Source organism: Agromyces sp. NPDC056389 (assembly GCF_042262385.1).
Taxonomy (GTDB): domain Bacteria; phylum Actinomycetota; class Actinomycetes; order Actinomycetales; family Microbacteriaceae; genus Agromyces.
Window position 1 is genome coordinate 400,462 of record NZ_JBHJPN010000001.1, and the last position, 23,333, is coordinate 423,794.

General features: G+C 68.6%; 19 protein-coding genes. 7 read left to right on the plus strand and 12 right to left on the minus strand.

What is annotated here, in order from left to right:
* Positions 1 to 202 precede the first annotated feature (202 nt).
* From tkt to pgl, 6 genes are read left to right on the plus strand one after another with little or no spacing between them, the layout of a single operon-like run.
* Complete coding sequence (gene tkt / locus ACFCVM_RS01985) at positions 203 to 2,296, plus strand: transketolase (protein WP_375833223.1); 2,094 nt, start codon at positions 203 to 205, stop codon at positions 2,294 to 2,296.
* Positions 2,297 to 2,322: 26 nt separating this feature from the next.
* Positions 2,323 to 3,432, plus strand: a complete 1,110-nt coding sequence (gene tal, locus ACFCVM_RS01990; protein ID WP_375833225.1) for a transaldolase — start codon at positions 2,323 to 2,325, stop codon at positions 3,430 to 3,432.
* Positions 3,429 to 5,033 (plus strand): glucose-6-phosphate isomerase, encoded by a 1,605-nt coding sequence (locus ACFCVM_RS01995; protein ID WP_375833231.1) that lies wholly within the window; start codon positions 3,429 to 3,431, stop codon positions 5,031 to 5,033. Before tal ends, ACFCVM_RS01995 begins: the two co-directional genes overlap by 4 nt.
* Before the next feature lie 15 nt (positions 5,034 to 5,048).
* Entirely contained in the window at positions 5,049 to 6,590 is a 1,542-nt protein-coding gene (zwf, locus tag ACFCVM_RS02000; protein ID WP_375833234.1) for a glucose-6-phosphate dehydrogenase, read from the plus strand.
* Positions 6,587 to 7,546: a glucose-6-phosphate dehydrogenase assembly protein OpcA gene (locus ACFCVM_RS02005; RefSeq protein WP_375833236.1), complete on the plus strand. Its 960-nt coding sequence runs from the start codon at positions 6,587 to 6,589 to the stop codon at positions 7,544 to 7,546. Before zwf ends, ACFCVM_RS02005 begins: the two co-directional genes overlap by 4 nt.
* Entirely contained in the window at positions 7,543 to 8,313 is a 771-nt protein-coding gene (gene pgl, locus ACFCVM_RS02010) for a 6-phosphogluconolactonase (protein WP_375833238.1), read from the plus strand. The genes ACFCVM_RS02005 and pgl overlap by 4 nt, the downstream gene beginning before the upstream one ends.
* Before the next feature lie 90 nt (positions 8,314 to 8,403).
* On the opposite strand, the gene ACFCVM_RS02015 is transcribed toward pgl, so the two are convergent.
* The 12 genes from ACFCVM_RS02015 to coaE all read right to left on the minus strand — a co-directional run bounded on the left by ACFCVM_RS02015 (position 8,404) and on the right by coaE (position 22,675).
* Positions 8,404 to 8,769: an RNA polymerase-binding protein RbpA gene (locus tag ACFCVM_RS02015; protein ID WP_056009211.1), complete on the minus strand. Its 366-nt coding sequence runs from the start codon at positions 8,767 to 8,769 to the stop codon at positions 8,404 to 8,406.
* A gap of 10 nt (positions 8,770 to 8,779) precedes the next feature.
* Positions 8,780 to 9,031: a preprotein translocase subunit SecG gene (gene secG / locus ACFCVM_RS02020; RefSeq protein ID WP_179550277.1), complete on the minus strand. Its 252-nt coding sequence runs from the start codon at positions 9,029 to 9,031 to the stop codon at positions 8,780 to 8,782.
* A 104-nt stretch (positions 9,032 to 9,135) separates the two neighbouring features.
* Positions 9,136 to 9,924, minus strand: a complete 789-nt coding sequence (gene tpiA, locus ACFCVM_RS02025; RefSeq protein ID WP_375833242.1) for a triose-phosphate isomerase — start codon at positions 9,922 to 9,924, stop codon at positions 9,136 to 9,138.
* On the minus strand, positions 9,915 to 11,129 hold the full coding sequence (locus ACFCVM_RS02030) for a phosphoglycerate kinase (RefSeq protein ID WP_375833245.1): 1,215 nt from the start codon (positions 11,127 to 11,129) through the stop codon (positions 9,915 to 9,917). Before ACFCVM_RS02030 ends, tpiA begins: the two co-directional genes overlap by 10 nt.
* Positions 11,130 to 11,140: 11 nt before the next feature.
* Positions 11,141 to 12,145: a type I glyceraldehyde-3-phosphate dehydrogenase gene (gene gap / locus ACFCVM_RS02035; protein WP_375833248.1), complete on the minus strand. Its 1,005-nt coding sequence runs from the start codon at positions 12,143 to 12,145 to the stop codon at positions 11,141 to 11,143.
* Between the two features lie 98 nt (positions 12,146 to 12,243).
* A complete protein-coding gene (locus ACFCVM_RS02040; protein WP_375833250.1) occupies positions 12,244 to 12,870 on the minus strand; it encodes a superoxide dismutase in 627 nt (208 codons plus the stop codon).
* Between the two features lie 192 nt (positions 12,871 to 13,062).
* On the minus strand, positions 13,063 to 14,043 hold the full coding sequence (gene whiA, locus ACFCVM_RS02045) for a DNA-binding protein WhiA (protein ID WP_375836622.1): 981 nt from the start codon (positions 14,041 to 14,043) through the stop codon (positions 13,063 to 13,065).
* A gap of 37 nt (positions 14,044 to 14,080) precedes the next feature.
* Positions 14,081 to 14,956, minus strand: coding sequence for an RNase adapter RapZ (gene rapZ, locus ACFCVM_RS02050; RefSeq protein ID WP_375833252.1), 876 nt, complete (start codon positions 14,954 to 14,956; stop codon positions 14,081 to 14,083).
* A 37-nt stretch (positions 14,957 to 14,993) separates the two neighbouring features.
* Positions 14,994 to 16,946: an excinuclease ABC subunit UvrC gene (uvrC, locus tag ACFCVM_RS02055; RefSeq protein ID WP_375833254.1), complete on the minus strand. Its 1,953-nt coding sequence runs from the start codon at positions 16,944 to 16,946 to the stop codon at positions 14,994 to 14,996.
* A gap of 4 nt (positions 16,947 to 16,950) precedes the next feature.
* Positions 16,951 to 19,842: an excinuclease ABC subunit UvrA gene (gene uvrA / locus ACFCVM_RS02060; RefSeq protein ID WP_375833256.1), complete on the minus strand. Its 2,892-nt coding sequence runs from the start codon at positions 19,840 to 19,842 to the stop codon at positions 16,951 to 16,953.
* Between the two features lie 83 nt (positions 19,843 to 19,925).
* Positions 19,926 to 21,992 carry an excinuclease ABC subunit UvrB gene (uvrB, locus tag ACFCVM_RS02065; RefSeq protein WP_375833259.1) on the minus strand — a complete coding sequence of 689 codons (2,067 nt, stop codon included), beginning with the start codon at positions 21,990 to 21,992 and terminating at the stop codon, positions 19,926 to 19,928.
* 68 nt (positions 21,993 to 22,060) lie between these two features.
* A complete protein-coding gene (gene coaE, locus ACFCVM_RS02070) occupies positions 22,061 to 22,675 on the minus strand; it encodes a dephospho-CoA kinase (RefSeq protein ID WP_375833262.1) in 615 nt (204 codons plus the stop codon).
* A gap of 50 nt (positions 22,676 to 22,725) precedes the next feature.
* Here coaE and ACFCVM_RS02075 point away from each other — a divergent pair, with 50 nt between their 5' ends.
* Complete coding sequence (locus ACFCVM_RS02075; RefSeq protein WP_375833264.1) at positions 22,726 to 23,328, plus strand: DUF4126 domain-containing protein; 603 nt, start codon at positions 22,726 to 22,728, stop codon at positions 23,326 to 23,328.
* Positions 23,329 to 23,333: the final 5 nt, after the last annotated feature.

Consider the following 23,333-nt stretch of genomic DNA (forward strand, 5'->3'; position numbering starts at 1 on the left):
GGGTGAGCTTCGCGTCACCGTCATGAAACGTGAGGAGTCCATATACTTGGCAGAGCGCGCCCGACGGCGCGGTTTCGAATTGCCGTCCGGTGCAAACGACCAAGGGTCGTCCGCCGGGCAACTCGCGCCGAAGCGATTCCAGCGGTGCTCGGGGCCATCGGTTTCCCGTCACCGTCCAGCGACCGGAAGGAACAGCACAATCGTGGCAAATCTGCAGTGGGAATCTCTCGACGACCAGGCGGTCGACACGGCCCGCGTACTCGCGGCAGACGCCGTCGAGAAGGTCGGAAACGGGCATCCCGGCACCGCGATGAGCCTCGCGCCCGCCGCCTATCTCCTGTTCCAGAAGGTCATGCGCCGCGATCCGTCCGACCACGCATGGCTCGGCCGCGACCGCTTCATCCTCTCCGCCGGCCACTCCTCGCTGACGCAGTACGTGCAGCTCTTCCTCGCCGGCGACGGACTCGAGCTCTCCGACCTCGAGTCGCTGCGCACCTGGGGTTCGAAGACGCCCGGTCACCCCGAGTACGGCCACACCGCGGGCGTCGAGATCACGACCGGCCCGCTCGGCCAGGGCCTGGCCTCGGCCGTCGGCTTCGCCTACGCCTCCCGCTTCGAGCGCGGCCTCTTCGACCCCGACGCCGCGGCGGGCACGAGCCCGTTCGACCACTTCGTCTACGTCGTCGCGGGTGACGGCGACCTGCAGGAGGGCATCACGAGCGAGGCGTCGTCGCTCGCCGGCCACCAGCAGCTCGGCAACCTCGTGGTGATCTACGACTCCAACCAGATCTCCATCGAGGACGACACCAACATCGCCTTCACCGAAGACGTCGCGAAGCGCTACGAGTCATACGGATGGCACGTGCAGACGGTCGACTGGAAGAAGACCGGCCAGTACGTCGAAGACGTCGCCGAGCTGCACGCCGCGATCGAGGCCGCCAAGGGCGAGTCATCGAAGCCCTCGATCATCATCCTGAAGACGATCATCGGCTGGCCGTCGCCCGGCAAGCAGAACTCCGGCAAGATCCACGGGTCGGCGCTCGGAGCGGCAGAGCTCGCCGCGACGAAGGAGGTGCTCGGCTTCGACCCCGAGCTGAGCTTCGTCGTCGCCGAAGAGGTGCTGGCCCACACGCGAGGCGCCGTCGAGCGCGGCGCGGCCGAGCACGCGGAGTGGCAGGTCTCCTTCGATGCGTGGGCCGCGGCGAACCCCGACCGCAAGGCGCTCCTCGACCGGCTCGAGGCCGGCGAGCTCCCCGCCGACGTCGAATCCGTGCTGCCCGTCTTCGAGGGAGGCACCGAGCTCTCGACCCGTGCGGCGTCCGGCAAGGTCATCAACGCCCTCGCGGGCGTGCTGCCCGAACTGTGGGGCGGCTCGGCCGACCTCGCGGAGTCGAACCTGACCACGATCAACGGCGCGGCCTCGTTCATCCCGACCGAGTGGTCGACGCACGAGTTCTCGGGCAACCCCTACGGCCGCGTGCTGCACTTCGGCATCCGCGAGCACGCCATGGGCGCCATCGTCAACGGCATCGTGCTGCACGGCAAGACCCGCGCCTTCGGCGGCACCTTCCTCATCTTCAGCGACTACATGCGGCCCGCCGTGCGTCTCGCCGCCCTCATGCAGGTGCCGTCGATCTTCGTCTGGACCCACGACTCCGTGGCCCTCGGCGAAGACGGTCCGACCCACCAGCCCATCGAGCAACTGGCCACGCTCCGCGCGATTCCGGGTCTCACGGTCGTGCGTCCCGCCGACGCCAACGAGGTGGCGCACGCCTGGCTCGAGATCCTGAAGCGCACGGATGCCCCGGCGGGCATCGCCCTCACCCGGCAGAACATCCCCGTGTTCGAGCGCGGCGACGCCGAGGCATCCGGCGACACCCTCGCTGCCGCGTCGCACGTGGCGAAGGGCGCCTACGTGCTCGCCGAGGCCGCGTCGGGCACGCCCGACGTGATCCTCATCGCCACCGGCTCGGAGGTGCAGCTCGCACTCGCAGCCCGCGAGACGCTCGCAGCAGAGGGCATCGGCGCTCGCGTGGTCTCGGCCCCGTCGCTCGAGTGGTTCGAGGAGCAGCCCGTCGAGTACCGCGAGCAGGTGCTGCCCGCGGGCGTCACCGCCCGTGTCTCGGTCGAGGCCGGACTCGCGCTCTCATGGCACCGCTACCTCGGTTCGCGCGGCCGCTCGGTGTCGATCGAGCACTTCGGCGCGTCCGCCGACTACAAGACCCTGTTCCGCGAGTTCGGCATCACGGCCGAGGCCGTCGTCGCCGCCGCGAAGGAATCGCTCGCGTCGGCCTGACGCGCGCCAGAAGAGGAGATACTCCCATGACCAGCTCCCCCACTGCAGCACTCTCCGAGGCGGGCGTCAGCATCTGGCTCGACGACCTCTCGCGTGAACGCATCGCCTCCGGCGACCTCGCCCGACTCATCGCCGAGCGCGACGTCGTCGGCGTGACCACGAACCCGACGATCTTCGCCGGCGCCCTCGCCAAGGGCGAGCGGTACGCCGAGCAGGTGCACGAGCTCGCCGCCGCGGGCGCCGACGTCGACACCGCGGTCTTCGAGATCACGACCGACGACGTGCGCGACGCCGCCGACGTCTTCCGCCCCGTGTACGACCGTTCCAACGGCTTCGACGGCCGCGTCTCGATCGAGGTCTCCCCCGGTCTCGCCCGCGACACCGCCGGCACGATCGCCGAGGCCAAGTCACTCTGGGCCAAGGTCGACCGCCCGAACGCCATGATCAAGATCCCCGCGACCGTCGAGGGCCTCGACGCCATCACCGCGGCGATCGGCGCCGGCATCAGCGTCAACGTGACCCTGATCTTCAGCCTCGACCGCTACCGCCAGGTCATCGCGGCCTACCTCGCCGGCCTCGAGCAGGCGAAGGCCGCCGGCATCGACCTGTCGACCATCCACTCCGTCGCCTCGTTCTTCGTCTCGCGCGTCGACACCGAGATCGACAAGCGCCTCGAGGCGATCGGCACCGACGAGGCGCTCGCGCTGAAGAGCAAGGCCGGACTCGCGAACGCGCGCCTCGCCTACGAGCTCTTCGAGCAGGAGTTCGGCGGCGAGCGTGCCGCAGCGCTCCTCGCGTCGGGTGCGAACCGCCAGCGGCCGCTCTGGGCGTCGACCGGCGTGAAGGATCCCGCGCTGCCCGACACCCTCTACGTGACCGAGCTCGTCGCGCCCGGCGTCGTGAACACGATGCCCGAGAAGACGCTCGAGGCCACGTTCGACCACGGTGTCATCACGGGCGACACCGTCACCGGCGCCTACGCGCAAGCCGGCGAGGTGCTCGACGCGCTCGCACGCGTCGGCGTCGACTACGACGACGTGACCCTGCTGCTCGAGAACGAGGGCGTCGACAAGTTCATCGTCTCCTGGAACGAACTGCTCGACACCGTCCGCGGCGCACTGGAGGCGGCACGATGAGCTTCCGCATCTCCGTGAGCGGACCCGCGGCCGAGGCCGTGCGCAACACGGTGCCCGCACTCGTGGCCGACCTCGTCGCGAGCGGCATCACCGCTCAGGACTCCTCGCTCTGGGGAGCCGACGCAGAGGCCGAGGCTGCGAAGCGCCTCGGCTGGACCGAGGCCGTCGCGATCTCCCGCCCGCTCGTCCCCGAGATCGAGGCGCTCCGCGAGGAGCTCGAGGCCGCCGGCGTCGATCACATCGTGCTGGCGGGCATGGGCGGTTCGTCGCTCGCGCCCGAGGTCATCACGCGCACGACGAAGGTCGACCTCACGGTGCTCGACTCGACCGAGCCCGGACAGGTGCGCGCCGCGCTTGCCGACCGGCTCTCGACCTCGGCCCTGGTCGTCTCATCGAAGTCGGGTTCGACGGTCGAGACCGACAGCCAGCGCCGCGTCTACGAGCAGGCGTTCCGCGATGCCGGCATCGACCCCACGTCGCGCATCATCGTCGTGACCGACCCCGGCTCGCCGCTCGACGAGTCGGCGCGAGCCGCCGGCTACCGCGTGTTCAACGCCGACCCCGACGTGGGCGGCCGCTACTCGGCGCTCACCGCCTTCGGCCTCGTGCCCTCCGGCCTCGCCGGTGTCGACATCTCCGAGGTGCTCGACGAGGCCGAGACGATCGAGCTCTCGCTCGCCATCGACAGCCCCGAGAACCCGGGGCTCGTGCTCGGGGCTGCGATCGCGGCGACGGTTCCCCTCCGCGACAAGCTCGGCATCATCGCCGACGGCACCCACATCGTCGGGCTCCCCGACTGGGCCGAGCAGCTCATCGCGGAGTCGACCGGCAAGAACGGCACCGGGCTCCTCCCCGTCGTGCTCGACGTCGACGCACCAGAGCTGACCGAGAACCTCTCCGACCTGCAGATCGTGCGCATCGTCGACGACGCAGGCGACGAGATCTTCGGCCGCGACGATTCCGGAGAGATCCGTGTCTCGGGCACGCTCGGCGCGCAGCTGCTCGTCTGGGAGTACGCCACCGCCGTCGCCGGTCGGATCCTCGGCATCAACCCGTTCGACCAGCCCGACGTGGAGTCCGCGAAGATCGCCGCGCGAGGCCTCCTCGACGCCCGCCCCGAGCCCACGCCCGCCGCCTTCGTCGAGCGCGGCATCGAGGTGCGCGGCACTCCCGAGGTCATCGGCGCTTCGAGCGACCTCGCCTCCGCCATCGACGTGCTGCTCGAAGAGCTGCCCGCCGACGGCTACCTCTCGATCCAGGCCTATGTCGATCGCGTCGCCCACCCCGAGCTCGAGCGGCTCCGCGTCCTGCTCGCCGCCCGCGCCGGCCGGCCCGTCACGTTCGGCTGGGGCCCGCGGTTCCTCCACTCGACCGGCCAGTTCCACAAGGGAGGTCCTGCGGTCGGCGCGTTCCTCCAGATCACGCAGACCCCGGCCGAAGACCTCGCGATCCCCGATCGCCCGTTCAGCTTCGGCCAGCTGATCGCCGCGCAGGCCTCCGGTGACGCGAGCGTGCTCGCCGAACACGGTCGACCGGTGCTGACGCTCACCCTCACCGACCCCTCGGCCGACGCGGCGACGCTGTTCGACGTCGTCGCCTGAGAACCCGGAGACACGATGCAACCGGCCGAGATCACCGCGAAGCACAACCCGCTCCGTTCTCCCAAGGACTACCGGCTCAACCGTATCGCGGGTCCGTCGAGCCTCATCATCTTCGGCGTCACGGGAGACCTGTCCCGCAAGAAGCTGATGCCGGCGGTCTACGATCTCGCGAACCGGGGGCTCCTGCCCCCGGGCTTCGCGCTCGTCGGCTTCGCGCGACGCGAATGGGCCGATCAGGACTTCGAGAAGGTCGTGCACGACTCGGTCAAGGAGTACGCGCGCACCGAGTTCCGCGAGGACGTCTGGAAGCAGCTGGCTCGCGGCATCCGCTTCGTTCCCGGTGACTTCGACGACGACGCCGCCTTCGACCGGCTCCGGGAGGTCGTCGACAGCCTCGACCGTGAACGCGGCACGATGGGCAACCACGCCTTCTACCTGTCGATCCCGCCGAAATCCTTCCCACTCGTCACCGAGCAGTTGAAGCGGTCGGGGCTCACCGAGCAGCACGATAACCAGTGGCGTCGCGTCGTCATCGAGAAGCCGTTCGGCAGCGATCTGAAGACGGCGCGAGAGCTGAACGACGTGGTGGCCTCGGTCTTCCCGCCCGACTCGGTGTTCCGCATCGACCACTACCTCGGCAAGGAGACCGTCCAGAACATCCTGGCGCTCCGATTCGCCAACCAGCTCTACGAGCCCATCTGGAACGCGAACTACGTCGACCACGTGCAGATCACGATGGCCGAGGACATCGGCGTCGGCGGCCGTGCCGGGTACTACGACGGCATCGGCGCCGCGCGCGACGTCATCCAGAACCACCTCCTGCAGCTCCTCGCCCTCACGGCGATGGAGGAGCCGATCTCGTTCGAGGCCGGTGACCTGCGCGCCGAGAAGGAGAAGATCCTCGCGGCCGTGCGGCTGCCCGAGGACCTCGCGACCGGCACCGCCCGCGGCCAGTACTCGGGCGGTTGGCAGGGCGGCGAGAAGGTCATCGGATTCCTCGACGAAGACGGCATGAACCCCGAGTCGACGACCGAGACCTACGCCGCGATGAAGCTCACCATCGGCACTCGCCGCTGGGCGGGCGTGCCGTTCTACCTCCGGGCGGGCAAGCGCCTGGGCCGACGCGTCACCGAGATCGCGGTCGTGTTCAAGCGCGCACCGCAGCAGGTGTTCGCCGACAGCCAGACCTCGCAGCTCGGTCAGAACGCCCTCGTGATCCGGGTGCAGCCCGATGAGGGCGTCACGATCCGCTTCGGCTCGAAGGTGCCGGGCGCCGGCATGCAGGTGCGCGACGTCACGATGGACTTCGGCTACGGCCACGCCTTCACCGAGGCGAGCCCCGAGGCGTACGAGCGCCTGATCCTCGACGTGCTGCTCGGAGATCCGCCGCTGTTCCCCCGCCAGGAGGAGGTCGAGCTCTCCTGGAAGATCCTCGACCCGATCGAGGAGTTCTGGGCGACGCAGGGCCAGCCCGAGCAGTACCGCCCCGGCACCTGGGGACCGACCTCCGCCGACGAGCTCCTCGAACGCGACGGACGAAGCTGGAGACGCCCATGATCGTCGATCTGCCCGACACGACGACCAGTCAGGTCTCGAAGACCCTCGTGAAGATCCGCGAAGAGGGCGGCGTCGTCGCCCTCGGCCGCGTGCTCACCCTCGTGATCGCCACTTCGCCCGGTGTCGAGGAGGAGGCGATCGAAGCCGCGAACGACGCCTCCCGCGAGCACCCGATGCGCGTCATCGTCGTCTCGACCGAGCCCGGCACCGAGACGTCGTCGGTACCGCCCCGGCTCGACGCCGAGATCCGCGTCGGCGGAGACGCCGGTGCGAGCGAGGTCATCGTGCTCCGCGCCTGCGGCGATGCCGCGCGCGATGAGGAGAGCCTCATCATGGCGCTCCTCCTCCCCGACGCTCCGGTCGTCACGTGGTGGCCCGGCGCAGCGCCCGCGGTTCCTGGGCGCTCCCCGCTCGGGCGCATCGCGCACCGCAGAATCACGGATGCCTCGGCGCAGCCCGACCCGCAGGCGGCGCTGCGCGCACTCGCCGGCAACTACACGCCGGGCGACGCCGACTTCGCATGGACGCGGCTCACCCTCTGGCGCGCACAGCTCGCCGCGGTGCTCGACCAGCCGCCGTACGAGCCCGTGACGCGGGTGCACGTGAGCGGCGCGGTGGACTCGCCCTCGACCACGCTCCTCGCGGCATGGCTGCGGCTGCAGCTCAACGCACCGACCGAGTACGAACTCGCCGGGCCCGAGGCCGGCTACCACGGAATCCACGGCGTGAGCCTCGAGCGCGACGGCGGAGCGATCGAGTTGATCCGCGACGTCCCGGGCATCGCGACCCTCCGCCAGCCGGGCCAGCCAAGGCACGACCTCGCCCTGCCGCGTCGAAATCTCCGCGACTGTCTCGCCGACGAACTCCGCCGCCTCGATCCCGACGAGCTGTACGGTGAGGTCATCACCCGTGGACTCGAGCTCCTCGACCCCCACGGCGAAGGAGGCAACGCATGACCAACGAACGACGCGTGCTCGTGCACCCCGACAAGGCCTCGCTGGCGGGTTCGGTCGCCGCGCGCTTCATCACGAAGCTCCTCGACATCCTCGACACGCAGGCGGTGGCGCACATCGTGCTCACCGGCGGCTCGATGGGCGGCACGGTGCTGCAGTCGGTCGGTTCATCGCCCGCGCACACCTCGATCGACTGGTCGCGCGTGCACTTCTGGTGGGGCGACGAGCGCTGGCTGCCGGCAGGCGACTCCGAGCGCAACGACGAGCAGGCTCGCGTCGCCTTCCTCGGCGACCTCGAGCTGCCGGCCGAGAACCTGCACCCGTTCCCCGCCTCCGATTCGGGGCTCGACCTCGACACCGCGGCAGAGGTCTATGCGGCAGAACTCTCAGCACATGGCGTCGACGGACTGCCCCATCCGATCTTCGACATCACCTTCCTCGGCGTCGGCCCCGACGGGCACGTCGCCTCGCTCTTCCCGCATCGCTCCGGCATCCAGGTGACCGATCGCACGGTCATCGCCGTGCGCAACTCGCCGAAGCCTCCGCCCGAGCGGCTCAGCCTCACTCGGCCGGTCATCAACGCGTCGCAGCGCGTGTGGATGGTGCTCGCGGGTGCCGACAAGGCATCGGCACTCGGTCTCGCCCTGGCGGGCGCCAGCCGCGACGAGGTTCCCGTCGCGGGCATCAAGGGTCGCCGGCGCACGGTGTTCTTCGTCGACGCCGACGCGGCATCCGAAGTGCCCGAGTCGCTGATCGCACGCGACTACTGAGTCGCCGACGCGACATTCACGTACGCAGAACGTTCACGTACGCAGAAGGGGGCGGCCAGCAGGCCGCCCCCTTCTCGTCGTCGTCTCGGATCAGGCCTTCGGGGCCTGACCGCGACGGGTGCGAAGCTGCGTGAGTGCGTCGTCGAGCAGGGCCGCGGCCTCTTCGTCGGTCCGGCGTTCCTTCACGTACGCGAGGTGCGTCTTGTACGGCTCGAGCTTCGAGACCGACGGCGGGTTCTCGCGGTCGCGGCCGGCCGGCAGACCGGTCGACGGGCTGTCGATGGTCTCGGGGATCTCCTCTTCGGGGAGGGTCGCCGAGAAGTAGCGCACGGTCTCGTTGCCGTGGGCGTCCCAGTAGCTGATGGCGACACGATCGGCGTGGAAGCCGCGATCCTGTTCGCCCATGGGGCCCGCTCCGACGCGCGACCCGCGAATGGCGCTGTTTCCTGATGCCATGATGTTCCCGTCAGATTCCGGAGTCGAACTTGGTGATGAGGCCCAGCACGACGATGCAGGTCACCCAGACGAGTCCGAGGATGACCGTGATGCGGTTCAGGTTGCGCTCGGCGACACCGGATGCGCCGAGGCTGGAGGTGACACCGCCGCCGAACATGTCGGAGAGGCCGCCGCCACGCCCCTTGTGCAGCAGGATGAGCAGCGTCAGCAGCAGGCTGGTGAGACCGAGCAGCACCTGCAGGACGACCTGGAGAATCTCCACGGGGTGTACCTTTCCGGGCACGACAGATGGGTCGATGCCGACAATCGAGTATAGCCGGAAGCATGGCCGTACCCGGGAGCGCACGCGCTCCCGGGTACGGGAATTCAGGCTCCGACGTGCTTCTTGAACCGCACGATGCTCGCGAACTCGGGGATGTCGAGGCTCGCGCCGCCGACGAGGGCCCCGTCGACGTTCGGCTCGCGCAGGAAGGAGGCGATGTTCGCTGCCTTCACCGAACCGCCGTAGAGCACGCGGGTCGACTGGGCGACCTCTTCGCCGACGAGTTCGACGAGGAGTGCCCGCAGAGCCGCAGCGACCTGCTCGGCCTGAGCAGGTGTTGCCGCCTGTCCGGAGCCGATCGCCCAGACGGGCTCGTACGCGACGACGAGGCCCTTCGAGCCGTCGACGCCGTCGAGGGCTGCGCGCAGCTGTGCGACCGGCACGGCGCTCGGTCCGTGGGCCTCGAGGTCTTCCGCGGTCTCGCCGACGCAGACGACCGGCACGAGGCCGTGACGGTGCGCGGCCTTGACCTTGGCATTGACCTCGGCGTCGGACTCCGCGTGCAGCGTGCGCCGCTCGGAGTGGCCGATGATCACGTAACGGCAGTCGAGCTGCTTGAGGAACGCTCCGGAGATCTCACCGGTGTATGCGCCGGAGTCGTGCGCCGAGAGGTCCTGCGCTCCGTAGCCGATCGGCAGGGAGTCGGCCGCCACGAGCGTCTGCACCGAACGCAGGTCGGTGAACGGCGGGAAGACCGCGACCTCCGCGTCGGCGAAGTCGTGCTTCGCATCGGCGAGGGCCCATGCGAGCTTCTGCACGAACGCGATCGACTGCAGGTGATCGAGGTTCATCTTCCAGTTGCCTGCGATGAACGGGGTGCGCTTCACTGCCATCCGAGGACCTCCAGTCCGGGAAGTTTCTTACCTTCGAGGAACTCGAGGCTCGCGCCTCCGCCGGTCGAGATGTGACCGAACTGAGCGTCATCGAAGCCGAGTTGACGTACAGCGGCGGCTGAGTCGCCGCCGCCCACGACGCTGAGGCCGTCGACCTGGGTCAGCGCCGCCGCGACCACGCGGGTTCCCGCCGCGAACGGTGCGAGCTCGAACACGCCCATCGGGCCGTTCCAGAACACCGTCTTCGAGCCGCGGATGCGGTTCGCGAACTCGGCGGCGGTGTCGGGACCGATGTCGAGTCCGAGGCCGGAAGCGCCGAACGGCGTCTGCTCGATCGCATCGGCGGGCGCGACGACGTGCTCGGCGTCACCCGAGAACGAGGCGGCCACGACCACGTCCGTCGGCAGCACGATGTCGACGCCGCGCTCGGCCGCCTCTGCGAGGTAACCCTTCACGGTGTCGATCTGGTCGGCCTCGAGGAGGCTCGACCCGACCTTGTGCCCCTGGGCGGCGAGGAAGGTGAACAGCATGCCGCCGCCGATGAGCAGCGCATCGACCCGCGGCAGCAGGTGCGCGATGACGCCGAGCTTGTCGGAGACCTTCGAGCCGCCGAGCACGACCGTGTAGGGGCGCTCTGGGTTCTCCGTGAGACGGTCGAGCACATCGAGCTCTGCCGCGATGAGCAGGCCCGCTGCGCTCGGACGGAGCGCTTCGAGTTCGTAGACGCTCGCCTGCTTGCGGTGCACGACGCCGAAGCCGTCGGAGACGACCGCGTCGGCGAACGCCGCGAGCTCGCCGGCGAAGGCGGTGCGCTCGGCCTCGTTCTTCGAGGTCTCCCCCGGGTTGAACCGCAGGTTCTCGAGCACGAGCACCTCGCCGTCGGCGAGAGCCGCGACCTTGGCCGCGGCATCGGGGCCGACGGTGTCGGCCGCGAAGGCGACCGGCGCGTCGAGCAGCTCGCCGAGGCGGGCGGCGACGGGACCGAGGCTGTACTGGGGGTCGGGTGCGCCGTCGGGTCGACCGAGGTGGGAGACCACGATCACGCGGGCGCCCTGGGCGACGAGTGCCGCCAGGGTGGGGACCGATGCCCGCACGCGGCCGTCGTCCGTGATGACCCCGTCCCGGAGGGGGACGTTCAGATCACAACGGACGACGACGCGCTTGCCGGCGAGCGGACCGAGGGAGTCGATCGTTCGCAGGGTCACAGGAGCTCGATTCAGAGACGTTCGGCGACGTACTCGGTCAGGTCGACGAGACGGTTGGAGTAGCCCCACTCGTTGTCGTACCAGCTCGAGAGCTTGACCTGGTCGCCGAGGACCCGGAGCAGGCCGGCGTCGAAGATCGACGAGTGCGGGTCGGAGACGATGTCGCTCGAGACGATCTCGTCTTCGGTGTACTTGAGGATGCCCTTCATGGGGCCCTCTGCGGCGGCCTTGTAGGCGGCCTTGACCTCGTCGACGGTCACGGGGCGCGACGAGGTGACGGTCAGGTCGGTGATCGAGCCGGTGGGAACCGGAACGCGCAGCGCGAAGCCGTCGAGCTTCCCGACGAGCTCGGGCAGCACGAGGCCGATCGCCTTCGCGGCACCCGTCGACGTCGGAACGATGTTGATCGCGGCGGCACGCGCACGACGGAGGTCCTTGTGGGGACCGTCCTGGAGGTTCTGGTCGGCGGTGTACGCGTGCACCGTCGTCATGAGGCCGCGCTCGATGCCGAAGGCGTCGTTGAAGACCTTCGCGAGGGGGGCCAGGCAGTTGGTCGTGCACGACGCGTTCGAGATGATGTTGTGTCGCTCGGGGTCGTACTCGTGCTCGTTGACGCCCATGACGAACGTCGCATCTTCATCGGTCGCGGGAGCCGAGATCAGGACCTTCTTCGCACCGGCATCGATGTGCTTGCGCGCGTCGGCGGCCTTGGTGAAGAAACCGGTCGACTCGATGACGATGTCCACGCCGAGCTCGCCCCAGGGCAGGTTCGCGGGGTCGCGCTCGGAGAACGCCTTGATGGCCTTGCCGTCGACGATGATGTTGTTCTCGTCGTAGTCGACCGTCGCGTCCAGGCGACCCGTGATGGAGTCGTACTTCAGGAGGTGTGCGAGCGTCTTGTTGTCGGTGAGGTCGTTCACGGCGACGATCTCGAGGTCGGCGCCCTGAGCGAGGGCGGCACGGAGGTAGTTGCGGCCGATACGGCCGAAGCCGTTGATGCCGATCTTTACAGACACAGATGTCTCCTGATTGACGATGGCGCGAACGCGCACTTTCACTGGGTGAACTGGTCGGACGGCGGTGTCCCCGGACGGGCCCGGGGACACCATCCTTTTTACGACAGTAGCAGCAGCCCTGAGGTCTTCTCACCAGCGGTCGTGAAGCGCTTCTGGACGTTCTCCCAGTTCGCGATGCTCCAGAACGCCTTGACGTAATCGGCGCGCACGTTCTTGTAGTCGAGGTAGTACGCGTGCTCCCAGACATCGAGCATCAGGAGCGGCACGATGCCGGCGGGGAGGTTGCCCTGCTGGTCGAAGAACTGCACGATGATCAGGCGTTCTCCGAGGGAATCCCACGCGAGCACCGCCCAGCCCGAGCCCTGCACGCCGAGCGCCGTCGCGGTGAAGTGCGCCTGGAACTTGTCGAACGACCCGAACTGGTCGTCGATCGCAGCGGCGAGGTCGCCGGTCGGCTTGTCGCCGCCCTCGGGCGAGAGGTTGGTCCAGAAGATCGAGTGGTTGACGTGGCCGCCGAGATTGAAGGCGAGGTCCTTCTCGAGCTTGTTGACGTTCGCGAGATTGCCCGAGTCCCGAGCCTCTGCGAGCTGGGCGAGCGCGGTGTTGGCGCCCGTCACGTACGCCTGGTGGTGCTTCGAGTGGTGCAGCTCCATGATCGTGCCGCTGATCGCCGGCTCGAGCGCCGAGTAGTCGTAGGGCAGATCGGGGAGGGTGTAGTCGGCCATTGCTTCTCCTTGTCAGATGCGCCGGGTCCTCCGGGCGTATCCCCGGGATTCCGCGGCTGCTCCTCGAGTCTATGCCCGTCGCCGCATCGGCACCCCTGACCGGCTGCGGGCTTGACACCGTATGACGGATGCCCCGATGATCTGCTCGGCGATGGTGCATGCTCCGGGCGGCACGGCCGCCGGAGCATCCGCTCAGACCTCGTCGAGATCAGCGGGAAGGCTCGCCTCGGTGCCCGGCACGCCGAGGTCGGCGGCCTTCTTGTCGGCCATCGCGAGCAGACGACGGATGCGTCCTGCGACCGCGTCCTTCGTCATGGGCGGGTCGGCATAGTGGCCGAGCTCGTCGAGACTCGCCTCGCGGTGAGCGAGTCGCAGCTCGCCCGCGTACTTCAGATGGTCGGGGATTCCCTCTCCGAGGAGCTCCATCGCGCGCTCGACTCGGGCGCATGCCGCGACGGCGGCCTGTGCGGAACGTCGCAGGTTCGCGTCGTCGAAGTTGACGAGGCGGTTGGCCGTTGCGCGCACCTCGCGGCGCTGACGCAGCTCTTCCCAGTTGCGCACCGTCTCGGTGGCGCCCATGACCGCGAGCATCGCGCTGATCGCCTCGCCGTCGCGGATGACGACGCGGTGGACGCCGCGCACCTCGCGCGCCTTCGCCGAGATGCCGAGGCGACCCGCGGCGCCGACGAGCGCCATGGCGGTCTCGTTGCCGGGGCAGGTGACCTCGAGCGCAGCCGAACGACCGGGGTCGGTCAGGCTGCCTTTCGCGAGGAACGCGCCTCGCCAGATGGCCGCGACCTCGTCGCGCGAGCCCGTCGTGAGCTTGTTCGGCAGGCCGCGCACCGGGCGCCGGCGTGCGTCGAGCAGGCCGGTCTGACGGGCGAGCGTCTCGCCGCCCTCGAGCACGCGCACGAGGTACTGGTTCGAGCGCCGCATGCCGGTCGGCGAGATCACCGAGACATCGGGACGCACCCCGTAGATCTCGCCGAGGTCGCGCGTCACCCGACGCACGAGCGTCGGGGAGTCGAGCTCCGCCTCGATCGCGATGCGGTTGGAGATGATGTGCAGGCCTCCGGCGAACCGGAGGATCGATGCGAGCTCAGCGACCCTGACCCCGGTCTTCGACACTTCGACGCGCGCCAGTTCTTCTTTCACGTCAGCGGTCAGTGCCACTTGTCGTCCCATCTCTCATGTGTTGCACGGCCGGCGATCACTCGCGGCCGAGGTCCCGATCTTTCACGCTCACGGCGACGCCGGGCAGCGCCGCGATGCGCTTCGCCAGCTCGCGCACCAGGGCGACCGAGCGGTGCTTGCCGCCGGTGCATCCGATCGCGATCGTCGCGTGCCGCTTGTTCTCGCGCTGGTAGCCGGCGAGTACGGGCTCGAGCGCCTTCACGTACGCCTCGACGAACTCCATGGCGCCCGGCTGGCTCAGCACGTACTCCGAGACGACGGCATCGTCGCCCGTGAGGTGGCGGAGCTCGGGGATCCAGAACGGATTCGGAAGGAAGCGCGCGTCGGCCACGAGGTCGGCGTCGGAGGGCACGCCGTACTTGAACCCGAAGCTCTGCATGGTGACGCGAAGGCCGGCGTGGCCGACCTCGGCGAAGGTCTCGGTGATGAGGGTCGCGAGCTGGTGGATGTTCAGGTCGGAGGTGTCGACGACGATGTCGCTCGCCTCGCGGAGCTCCGCCAGCCGGGCGCGCTCCGCGCCGATGCCGTCGAGCAGCGTTCCGTTGCCCTGCAGCGGGTGCGGGCGGCGGACCGACTCGAATCGGCGCACGAGCACGGCGTCGGTGGCATCGAGGAAGACGACGCGCACGCTGACACCGGTACGCAGCGCCTGGATGATCTCGCGGAGCTCGGAGAAGAAGTCACGGCCGCGGATGTCGACGATCGCCGCGATGCGCGGGAGGGACGTGCCGGCCCGCTCGACGAGCTCGACCAGAGGGCGCAGCATTTGCGGGGGGAGGTTGTCGACGACGTACCAGCCGAGGTCTTCGAGCGCGTTGCCGACCGTCGAGCGTCCTGCACCGGACATGCCGGTGACGATCAGCATCTCCTGCTGCTCGGAATCTGCGGTCATCGTGTCGAGGCCCCCTTCCGCGTGTCGACACCCAAGCCTATCTGGGTGCGGGGGCGCCATCGGCGTGCAGCGTGCGGTGCACGGTCGCCGCGAGCGATGGGCCGATGCCCTTCACCTCGGCGATGTCGGTCTCGGATGCCGCGCGCAGCTGTTTCACCGACCCGAAGTGCCGCAGCAGCTCCTTCACACGCGACGGTCCGAGCCCGGGAATCTCGGAGAGGACACTGCCCATGTCGCGCTTGCGACGCTGCCGCTGGTGGGTGATCGCGAAGCGATGCGCCTCGTCGCGCACCCGTTGGAAGAGGAAGAGCGCGTCGCTGTTGCGCGGCAGGATCACGGGATAGTCGCCGTCGGGCGTCCAGATCTCCTCGAGCCGTTTCGCGATGCCGCAGAGGTAGATGCCCTCGACGCCCGATTCCTCGAGCGCGCGCGCCGCGGCCGCCACCTGCGGCTGGCCGCCGTCGACGATCAGCAGGTTCGGACGATAGGCGAACTTCTTGCGGCGTTCGGTTGCCGCGGCATCCGTTTCGCCCTCAGGCACGTCCGCGCCGTCGGCGACGCTCGGTTCGATCGGCGAGCCGATCGAGTCTGGGGTCTTCAGGTAGGCGAGGCGACGAGTGAGCACCTGGTGGAGCGAATCGGTGTCGTCGGTCGAATGCGGGATGGTGAACCGTCGGTACTCGTCTTTGCGGGGCAGACCGTCTTCGAAGACCACCATCGAGGCGACGATGTTCGTTCCGCTGAGGTGGGAGACGTCGTAGCACTCGATGCGGAGCGGTGCATCGGCCATGCCGAGCGCCTCTTGGATGTCTTCGAGGGCCCGCGACCGCGTCGTGAAGTCGGCGCTGCGCCGCGTCTTGTAGAGCATCAGCGTCTGCTTGGCGTTCTGCGTCGCGGTCGCGAGGAGTGCCGCCTTGTCGCCGCGCTGCGCCGCCCGTAGTCGCACCTTGCGACCCGCGATCGTGCCCAGCCAGGTCTCGAGCGCCTCGGCGTCGTCGGGAAGCTCGGGCACCACGACCTCGGCCGCGGGGACTCCCCCGTCGCCGTAGGCGTTCTGCACGACCGAGTCGACGAGTTCGCCGAGCGGCACGTCGAGCTCCTTGTCGACCGTCCACGAGCGCACGCCGCGAATGCGCCCGCCGCGCACGATGAAGAGCTGCACCGCGGCGGCGAGTTCGTCGTGGTCGATGCCGAACACGTCGATGTCGACCTTCTCGCCGAGCACGACGGCACTCTTCTCGAAGAACGAGGTGGCGGCCTGCAGTCGGTCGCGAAGACGTGCGGCGGACTCGTAGTCCTGCACGGCCGCGGCCGATCGCATGCGCTGGGTGAGCTCGCCGAGGATGCGGCGGTCTTGGTTCTGCATGAACGAGACGAAGCGGTCGACGCTCTCGCGGTGCTCCTCGATCGTCACGAGACCCGAGCACGGCCCGAAACAGCGGCCGATCTGTCCGGCGAAGCACGGCTTGCCACTGGCCATCGCCCGGCGGTAGTCGGAGTCCTTGCAGGTGCGGATCGGGAAGAGCTTGAGCAGGATCTCGAGCGTCTCGTTGACCGCCCACACCTTGGGGTAGGGCCCGAAGTACTTGGCGCCGCGGATGTTGCGGTTGCGGGTGACGACGGCTCGCGGCGCCTCATCGGCCAGCGTGACCGCGAGGTACGGGTACGACTTGTCGTCCTTGAACTGCACGTTGAACGGTGGATCGAACTCGTTGATCCACGTGAACTCGAGCTGCAGCGCCTCGACCTCGTTGGCGACGACCGTCCACTCGACCGATGCTGCCGTCGTGACCATGCGGCGGGTGCGCTCGTGCAGGGTGCGGAGCGGTGCGAAGTAGTTCGAGAGGCGGGCCCGGAGGTTCTTCGCCTTGCCGACGTAGAGCACCCGTCGATCGGCGTCGCGGAACCGGTACACCCCGGGTTGGGTCGGGATCTCGCCCTTCTTCGGACGGTACGGGACGGTGTCCCTGTTCGACGGTGCGGTGCTCATCGCCTCAGCTGGCGACCGCGGCTCGCACCGACGCCGCGTCGAGGATCTCGCGCAGGAAGTACCCGGTGTGACTGTCGGTCACCGCGGCGACCTGTTCGGGAGTGCCGGTGGCCACGATCTGGCCACCGCCAGAGCCGCCCTCGGGGCCCAGATCGATGATCCAGTCGGCCGACTTGATGACGTCGAGGCTGTGCTCGATCACGATCACGGTGTTGCCCTTGTCGACGAGCTTGCCGAGTACCTTGAGGAGCTTCTGCACGTCTTCGAAGTGGAGCCCAGTGGTGGGCTCGTCGAGCACGTAGACGCTGCGGCCGTTGGAGCGACGTTGCAGCTCGGTCGCGAGCTTCACGCGCTGCGCCTCGCCGCCCGAGAGCGTCGTGGCGCTCTGGCCGAGCTGCACGTAGCCGAGTCCGACGTCGACGAGGGTCTTGAGGTAGCGGTGGATCGCGGAGATCGGTTCGAAGAACTCGGCCGCCTCGCTGATCGGCATCTCGAGCACCTCGGCGATGTTCTTGCCCTTGTAGTGCACCTGCAGGGTCTCGCGGTTGTAGCGCTGGCCGCCGCAGACCTCGCACGCGACGTACACGTCGGGCAGGAAGTTCATCTCGATCTTGATGGTGCCGTCGCCCGAGCACGCCTCGCAGCGCCCGCCCTTGACGTTGAAGCTGAATCGACCCGGCAGGTAGCCGCGCGCCTTCGCCTCGGTCGTCTCGGAGAACAGCGTGCGGATGCGGTCGAAGACGCCGGTGTACGTTGCCGGGTTCGACCGCGGCGTGCGGCCGATCGGCGCCTGGTCGACGTGCACGACCTTGTCGAGCTGGTCGAGGCCCGTCACCCTGCGGTGCTTGCCGGGCACCTTGCGGGCCCCGTTCAAGCGGTTGGCGAGCACCCGGTAGAGGATGTCGTTGACGAGCGACGACTTGCCCGAGCCGCTCACCCCGGTGACGGCGGTCAGCACGCCGAGCGGGAACTCGACGTCGACGCCGCGCAGGTTGTTCGCCTCGGCGCCCTGCACCATGATCGTGCGCTCGCCGTCGATCGCTCGACGCTGCTCGGGGATCGGGATCTCTTTGCGACCCGAGAGGTAGTCGCCCGTGAGGGAGCGCGTGTTCTTCACGAGGTCGGCGTAGCTGCCCGAGTGCACGACCGTGCCACCGTTGACGCCGGCACCCGGTCCGATGTCGACGATCCAGTCGGCGGTGCGGATCGTGTCTTCATCGTGCTCGACGACGATCAGCGTGTTGCCGAGGTCGCGGAGCGCGATGAGTGTGTCGATGAGCCGACGGTTGTCGCGCTGGTGCAGGCCGATGCTCGGCTCGTCGAGCACGTAGAGCACGCCGGTCAGGCCCGAGCCGATCTGCGTCGCAAGTCGGATGCGCTGCGCCTCACCACCCGAGAGGGTGGCCGCCGCACGCGAGAGGTCGAGGTAGCTGAGCCCGACGCGGATGAGGAAGTCGAGTCGCAGCTTGATCTCGCGCAGCACCTGCGCGGCGATCGCCTGCTCGCGGTCGGTCAGCGCGAGCCGGTCCATGAACGAACGCGCATCGGTGAGGCTGAGCAGTCCGACGTCGGCGATGCTGTGGTCGTGGATGAGCACGGAGAGCACTTCGGGCTTCAGGCGCTTGCCGTCGCAGACCGGGCACGGCACCTCGCGGAGGTACTCGGACCACCGGGCGCGCTGCACGTCGGTCTCGGCCTGCAGGTACTGGCGCTCGATGTACGGCACGACGCCCTCGAAGCCGGAGGTGTAGCTCATCTCGCGGCCGTAGCGGTTGCGCCACTTGACCTTGACCTCGAAGTTGTCGCCGCGGAGCACCGCCTGGCGGGCGACTTCGTCGAGCTCCTCCCACGGGGTGTCGAGCGAGAAGTCGAGGTCGCGGGCGAGCCCGCCCAGCAGCTTCTCGTAGTAGTTGTAGAGGCTCTTGCCCTGCGAGGTCCACGGCAGGATGACGCCGTCGGCGATGCTGAGGCTCTGGTCGCCGAGCAGGAGCGCGTCGTCGACGGACATGCGGGTGCCGAGGCCGGAGCATTCGGGACACGCGCCGAAGGGCGCGTTGAACGAGAACGTGCGCGGCTCGATCTCAGTCAGCTGGATGGGGTGCTGGTTCGGGCACGAGAGCTTCTCGGAGAAGGTGGCCCAGGCGGCGGGGCCGGTCTCGTCGACGTAGTTGACCTGCACGAGCCCGTCGGTCAGGCGCAGGGCCGTCTCGAGGGAGTCGGTGAGCCGGCCGAGGAGCTCGGGCCCGGCGACGAGACGATCGATGACGACCGAGATGTCGTGCTTGATCTGCTTCTTGAGCTTCGGCGGGTCGTCGAGGCGGATCACGTCGCCGTCGACGACGGCGCGCGAGTAGCCCTGCGCGGCGAGATCGCGGAAGAGGTCGACGAACTCGCCCTTCTTCTTCGACACCACGGGGCTGACGACCTGATAGCGGATGCCCTCGGGCAGCTCCATGAGCTGGTCGGCGATCTGCTGCACCGTCTGCCGCTGGATGCGCTCACCGCACACCGGGCAGTGCGGCACACCGATGCGAGCCCAGAGCAGGCGCATGTAGTCGTAGATCTCGGTGATCGTGCCGACGGTCGAACGCGGGTTGCGGTTGGTCGACTTCTGGTCGATGGAGACCGCGGGGCTGAGGCCCTCGATGAAGTCGACGTCGGGGCGGTCGACCTGCCCGAGGAACTGGCGCGCATAAGCCGAGAGCGATTCGACGTACCGCCGCTGCCCCTCTGCGAAGATCGTGTCGAACGCGAGCGACGACTTGCCGGAACCCGAGAGCCCCGTGAAGACCACCATCGCGTCGCGCGGGATCTCGACGTCGACGTTCTGCAGGTTGTGCACGCGAGCACCGCGGACACTCAGGTGCGAATGGGCATCGAGACGTGAAACTGGCACCCTTCGAGTTTAGAGAGCACCACCGACACGGATGCCTCGAGCGCGCGTGCTCTGAGCGAACATACGTTCGAATCGCGCGACGATCACCCCAGGTGTCCGGCCTTCTCCATCTGGCGGAGCTCGCGCTTGAGGTCGGAGACCTCGTCGCGCAGGCGTGCCGCCAGCTCGAACTTCAACTCCCCCGCCGCGACCAGCATCTGGTCGTTGAGGTCGCGGATGATGTCTTCGAGATCGTTGGCGCCCGCCGCCGCGATGCCCTCTCGCCGGAGGTTCGGAACCGAGGTCTTCTTCTTCGCGTCGCGACCGGCGAGGAGCGCCGCAGTATCGGCCTCTTCTCTCGCGAGCACATCGGTGATGTCGGCGATGCGCTTGCGGAGCGGCTGAGGATCGATGCCGTTGACCTTGTTGTACTCGAGCTGCATGTCGCGTCGACGCGTCGTCTCGTCGATGGCCGACTTCATCGAGTCGGTGAGCACGTCGGCGTACATGTGCACCTCGCCCGAGACGTTGCGAGCGGCGCGACCGATGGTCTGGATGAGCGAGGTCGACGAGCGGAGGAAGCCCTCTTTGTCGGCGTCGAGGATCGCGACGAGCGAGACCTCGGGCAGGTCGAGCCCCTCTCGCAGGAGGTTGATGCCCACGAGCACGTCGTAGACACCGGCTCGGAGTTCGGTGAGCAGCTCGACGCGGCGCAGCGTGTCGACGTCGGAGTGGAGGTAGCGCACCCGCACCCCCGCCTCGGTGAGGAAGTCGGTGAGCTCTTCGGCCATCTTCTTCGTGAGCGTCGTCACGAGCACTCGCTCGTCGCGGCCGGCGCGGGTGCGGATCTCTTCGAGCAGGTCGTCGATCTGGCCCTTCGAGGGCTTCACCACGATCTGCGGATCGACGAGACCCGTCGGGCGGATGATCTGCTGCACGACGCCGTCGGCGATGCCCATCTCGTAGCGCCCGGGCGTCGCCGAGAGGTAGACCGTCTGCCCCACGCGCGCCTTGAACTCGTCCCACTTGAGCGGCCGGTTGTCGAGTGCGCTCGGAAGGCGGAACCCGTGCTCGACGAGGGTGCGCTTTCGCGACGAGTCGCCCTCGTACATCGCACCGATCTGCGGCACCGTGACGTGGGACTCGTCGATGACGACGAGGAAGTCGTCGGCGAAGTAGTCGAGGAGGCAGTGGGGCGCCTCACCGGCCTGACGGCCGTCGATGTGCCGGGAGTAGTTCTCGATGCCCGAGCAGAAGCCGATCTGCTCCATCATCTCGAGGTCGAACGTGGTGCGCATGCGCAGTCGCTGCGCCTCGAGCAGCTTGCCCTCGCGCTCGAGCTCGGCGAGTCGCTCTTCGAGTTCGATGCGGATGGTGCCGATCGCGCGCTGCATCACCTCGGTGCTCGCGACGTAGTGCGAGCCCGGGAACACCGGGACGGAGTCGAGCTTCGCGACGACCTGGCCGGTCAGCGGATGCAGGCTGTAGAGCGCTTCGATCTCGTCGCCGAACATCTCGATGCGGATCGCGAGCTCTTCGTAGATCGGGATGATCTCGATCGTGTCGCCGCGCACGCGGAAGTTGCCGCGCGAGAAGTCGACGTCGTTGCGCTGGTACTGCATCGAGACGAACTTGCGGATGAGCCAGTCGCGATCGACCTTCTGCCCGACCTGCAGCGGCATCATCGCGCCGAGGTACTCTTCGGGCGTGCCGAGGCCGTAGATGCACGACACCGACGACACGACCACGACGTCGCGCCGGCTCAGCAGCGAGTTCGTCGTCGAGTGGCGCAGCCGCTCGACCTCGGCGTTGATCGAGCTGTCTTTCTCGATGAAGGTGTCGGTCTGCGGAACGTACGCCTCGGGCTGGTAGTAGTCGTAGTACGAGACGAAGTACTCGACGGCGTTGTTCGGCAGGAGTTCGCGGAACTCGTTGGCGAGCTGCGCTGCGAGCGTCTTGTTGTGCGCGAGCACGAGTGTCGGTCGCTGCACCTGCTCGATGAGCCAGGCGGTCGTCGCGGACTTGCCGGTGCCGGTCGCGCCGAGCAGCACGACATCGGTCTCACCGGCGTTGATGCGTGCCGCGAGCTCGGCGATCGCCGCCGGCTGATCGCCGCTCGGCGTGTATTCGCTGATGACCTCGAACGGCCGAACTGAACGTGTGGCCTGCATGCTTCCCAGTCTAGGAGCGCCCCCCGACACTCCCCCTGTGAGCGCGCTGTCAGCCCGCGGGGTCGTGGTCAGGCGCGAGCGCGACGCTCTTCGACGATGCGGTGCCAGAGGTCGTCGGTCTGGCTCATGGTGTGCGCCAGCGAGCCATCCGTGTCGATCACGACGTCGGCGATCGCGAGGCGAGCCGTGTTGTCGACCTGGGCATCGACGCGGGCCTCTGCCTGGCCGCGGTCGAGTCCGCGGTGCTCGACGAGGCGCTCGACCTGGGCGCGTCGGGGCGCGTTCGTCACGACGATCAGGTCGAACGGGTGGTCGACGGATGCCTCGACGAGCAGTGGAACGTCGTAGACGACGACGGCATCGGGGTCTTCTGCCTCGGCCTTCGCGATCAGGCGGCCCGAGAGCTCGCGCACCGCGGGGTGCACGATCGCGTTGAGCTTCGCGAGCTGCTCCGCATCGCCGAACACCCGCTCACCGAGCTTCGCGCGGTCGAGCGTTCCGTCGCGGTGCAGCACGTCGGCACCGAACTCCTCGACGATCGCCGCGAGTGCGGGCGTCCCGGGCTCAACGACGCGCCGTGCGAGCTGGTCGGCGTCGATGTGCACGGCGCCGTGTTCGTAGAGTCGACGCGCGACCGTGGACTTGCCTGAGGCGATGCCGCCCGTGAGACCGATCAGATACACGCTCTCACTCTAACCGTGCGACACTCGACGCGACGGCTCAGGAGGCGAAGATGCTCGAACTGCTGACGGGAACCGGACTCGCGCTCGCGGCCGGCTTGAACGCCTGGATCCCCCTGGTGGTGATCGGCGCACTCGACCGGTTCACCGGCCTCATCGAGTTGCCGCCGCAGTGGGCGTGGCTGTCGAACGAGTGGGTGCTCCTCATCCTCGTCGTGCTGCTCATCGTCGAGTTCGTCGCCGACAAGGTGCCGGGCCTCGACTCGATGAACGACATCGTGCAGACGGTCGTGCGGCCCACAGCCGGGGGCCTGGCCTTCGGGTCGGGGGTGAGCGCGACGACCGTGGCCGTCACCGACCCCGAGGCCTTCTTCACCTCGCAGCAGTGGGTGCCGATCGCGATCGGTGTGGGGCTCGCCCTGCTCGTGCATCTCGCCAAGGCGATGGCGCGGCCCGTTGTCAATGCCGCCACCGCCGGTGTCGGTGCTCCCATCGCGAGCGCCGCCGAGGATGCCGGTGCGTTCGCGCTCGCCTTCGCAGCGATCCTCGCACCCGTGCTCGTCGTGCTCGGCGTCGTGCTGATCGCAGCGCTCGTGGTCATCGCCGTGCGCCGCCGCCGGGCGCGGAGCGCGCGACATCCGTCGACCGCGCCATGAAATGC

Coding starts and splice junctions, on each gene's coding strand:
- tal (WP_375833225.1), top strand. CDS start 2,323: ATGACCAGCTCCCCCACTGCAGCACTCTCCGAGGCGGGCGTCAGCATC.
- ACFCVM_RS01995 (WP_375833231.1), top strand. CDS start 3,429: ATGAGCTTCCGCATCTCCGTGAGCGGACCCGCGGCCGAGGCCGTGCGC.
- zwf (WP_375833234.1), top strand. CDS start 5,049: ATGCAACCGGCCGAGATCACCGCGAAGCACAACCCGCTCCGTTCTCCC.
- ACFCVM_RS02005 (WP_375833236.1), top strand. CDS start 6,587: ATGATCGTCGATCTGCCCGACACGACGACCAGTCAGGTCTCGAAGACC.
- pgl (WP_375833238.1), top strand. CDS start 7,543: ATGACCAACGAACGACGCGTGCTCGTGCACCCCGACAAGGCCTCGCTG.
- ACFCVM_RS02015 (WP_056009211.1), bottom strand. CDS start 8,769: ATGGCATCAGGAAACAGCGCCATTCGCGGGTCGCGCGTCGGAGCGGGC.
- tpiA (WP_375833242.1), bottom strand. CDS start 9,924: ATGGCAGTGAAGCGCACCCCGTTCATCGCAGGCAACTGGAAGATGAAC.
- ACFCVM_RS02040 (WP_375833250.1), bottom strand. CDS start 12,870: ATGGCCGACTACACCCTCCCCGATCTGCCCTACGACTACTCGGCGCTC.
- rapZ (WP_375833252.1), bottom strand. CDS start 14,956: ATGACCGCAGATTCCGAGCAGCAGGAGATGCTGATCGTCACCGGCATG.
- uvrC (WP_375833254.1), bottom strand. CDS start 16,946: ATGAGCACCGCACCGTCGAACAGGGACACCGTCCCGTACCGTCCGAAG.
- uvrB (WP_375833259.1), bottom strand. CDS start 21,992: ATGCAGGCCACACGTTCAGTTCGGCCGTTCGAGGTCATCAGCGAATAC.
- ACFCVM_RS02075 (WP_375833264.1), top strand. CDS start 22,726: ATGCTCGAACTGCTGACGGGAACCGGACTCGCGCTCGCGGCCGGCTTG.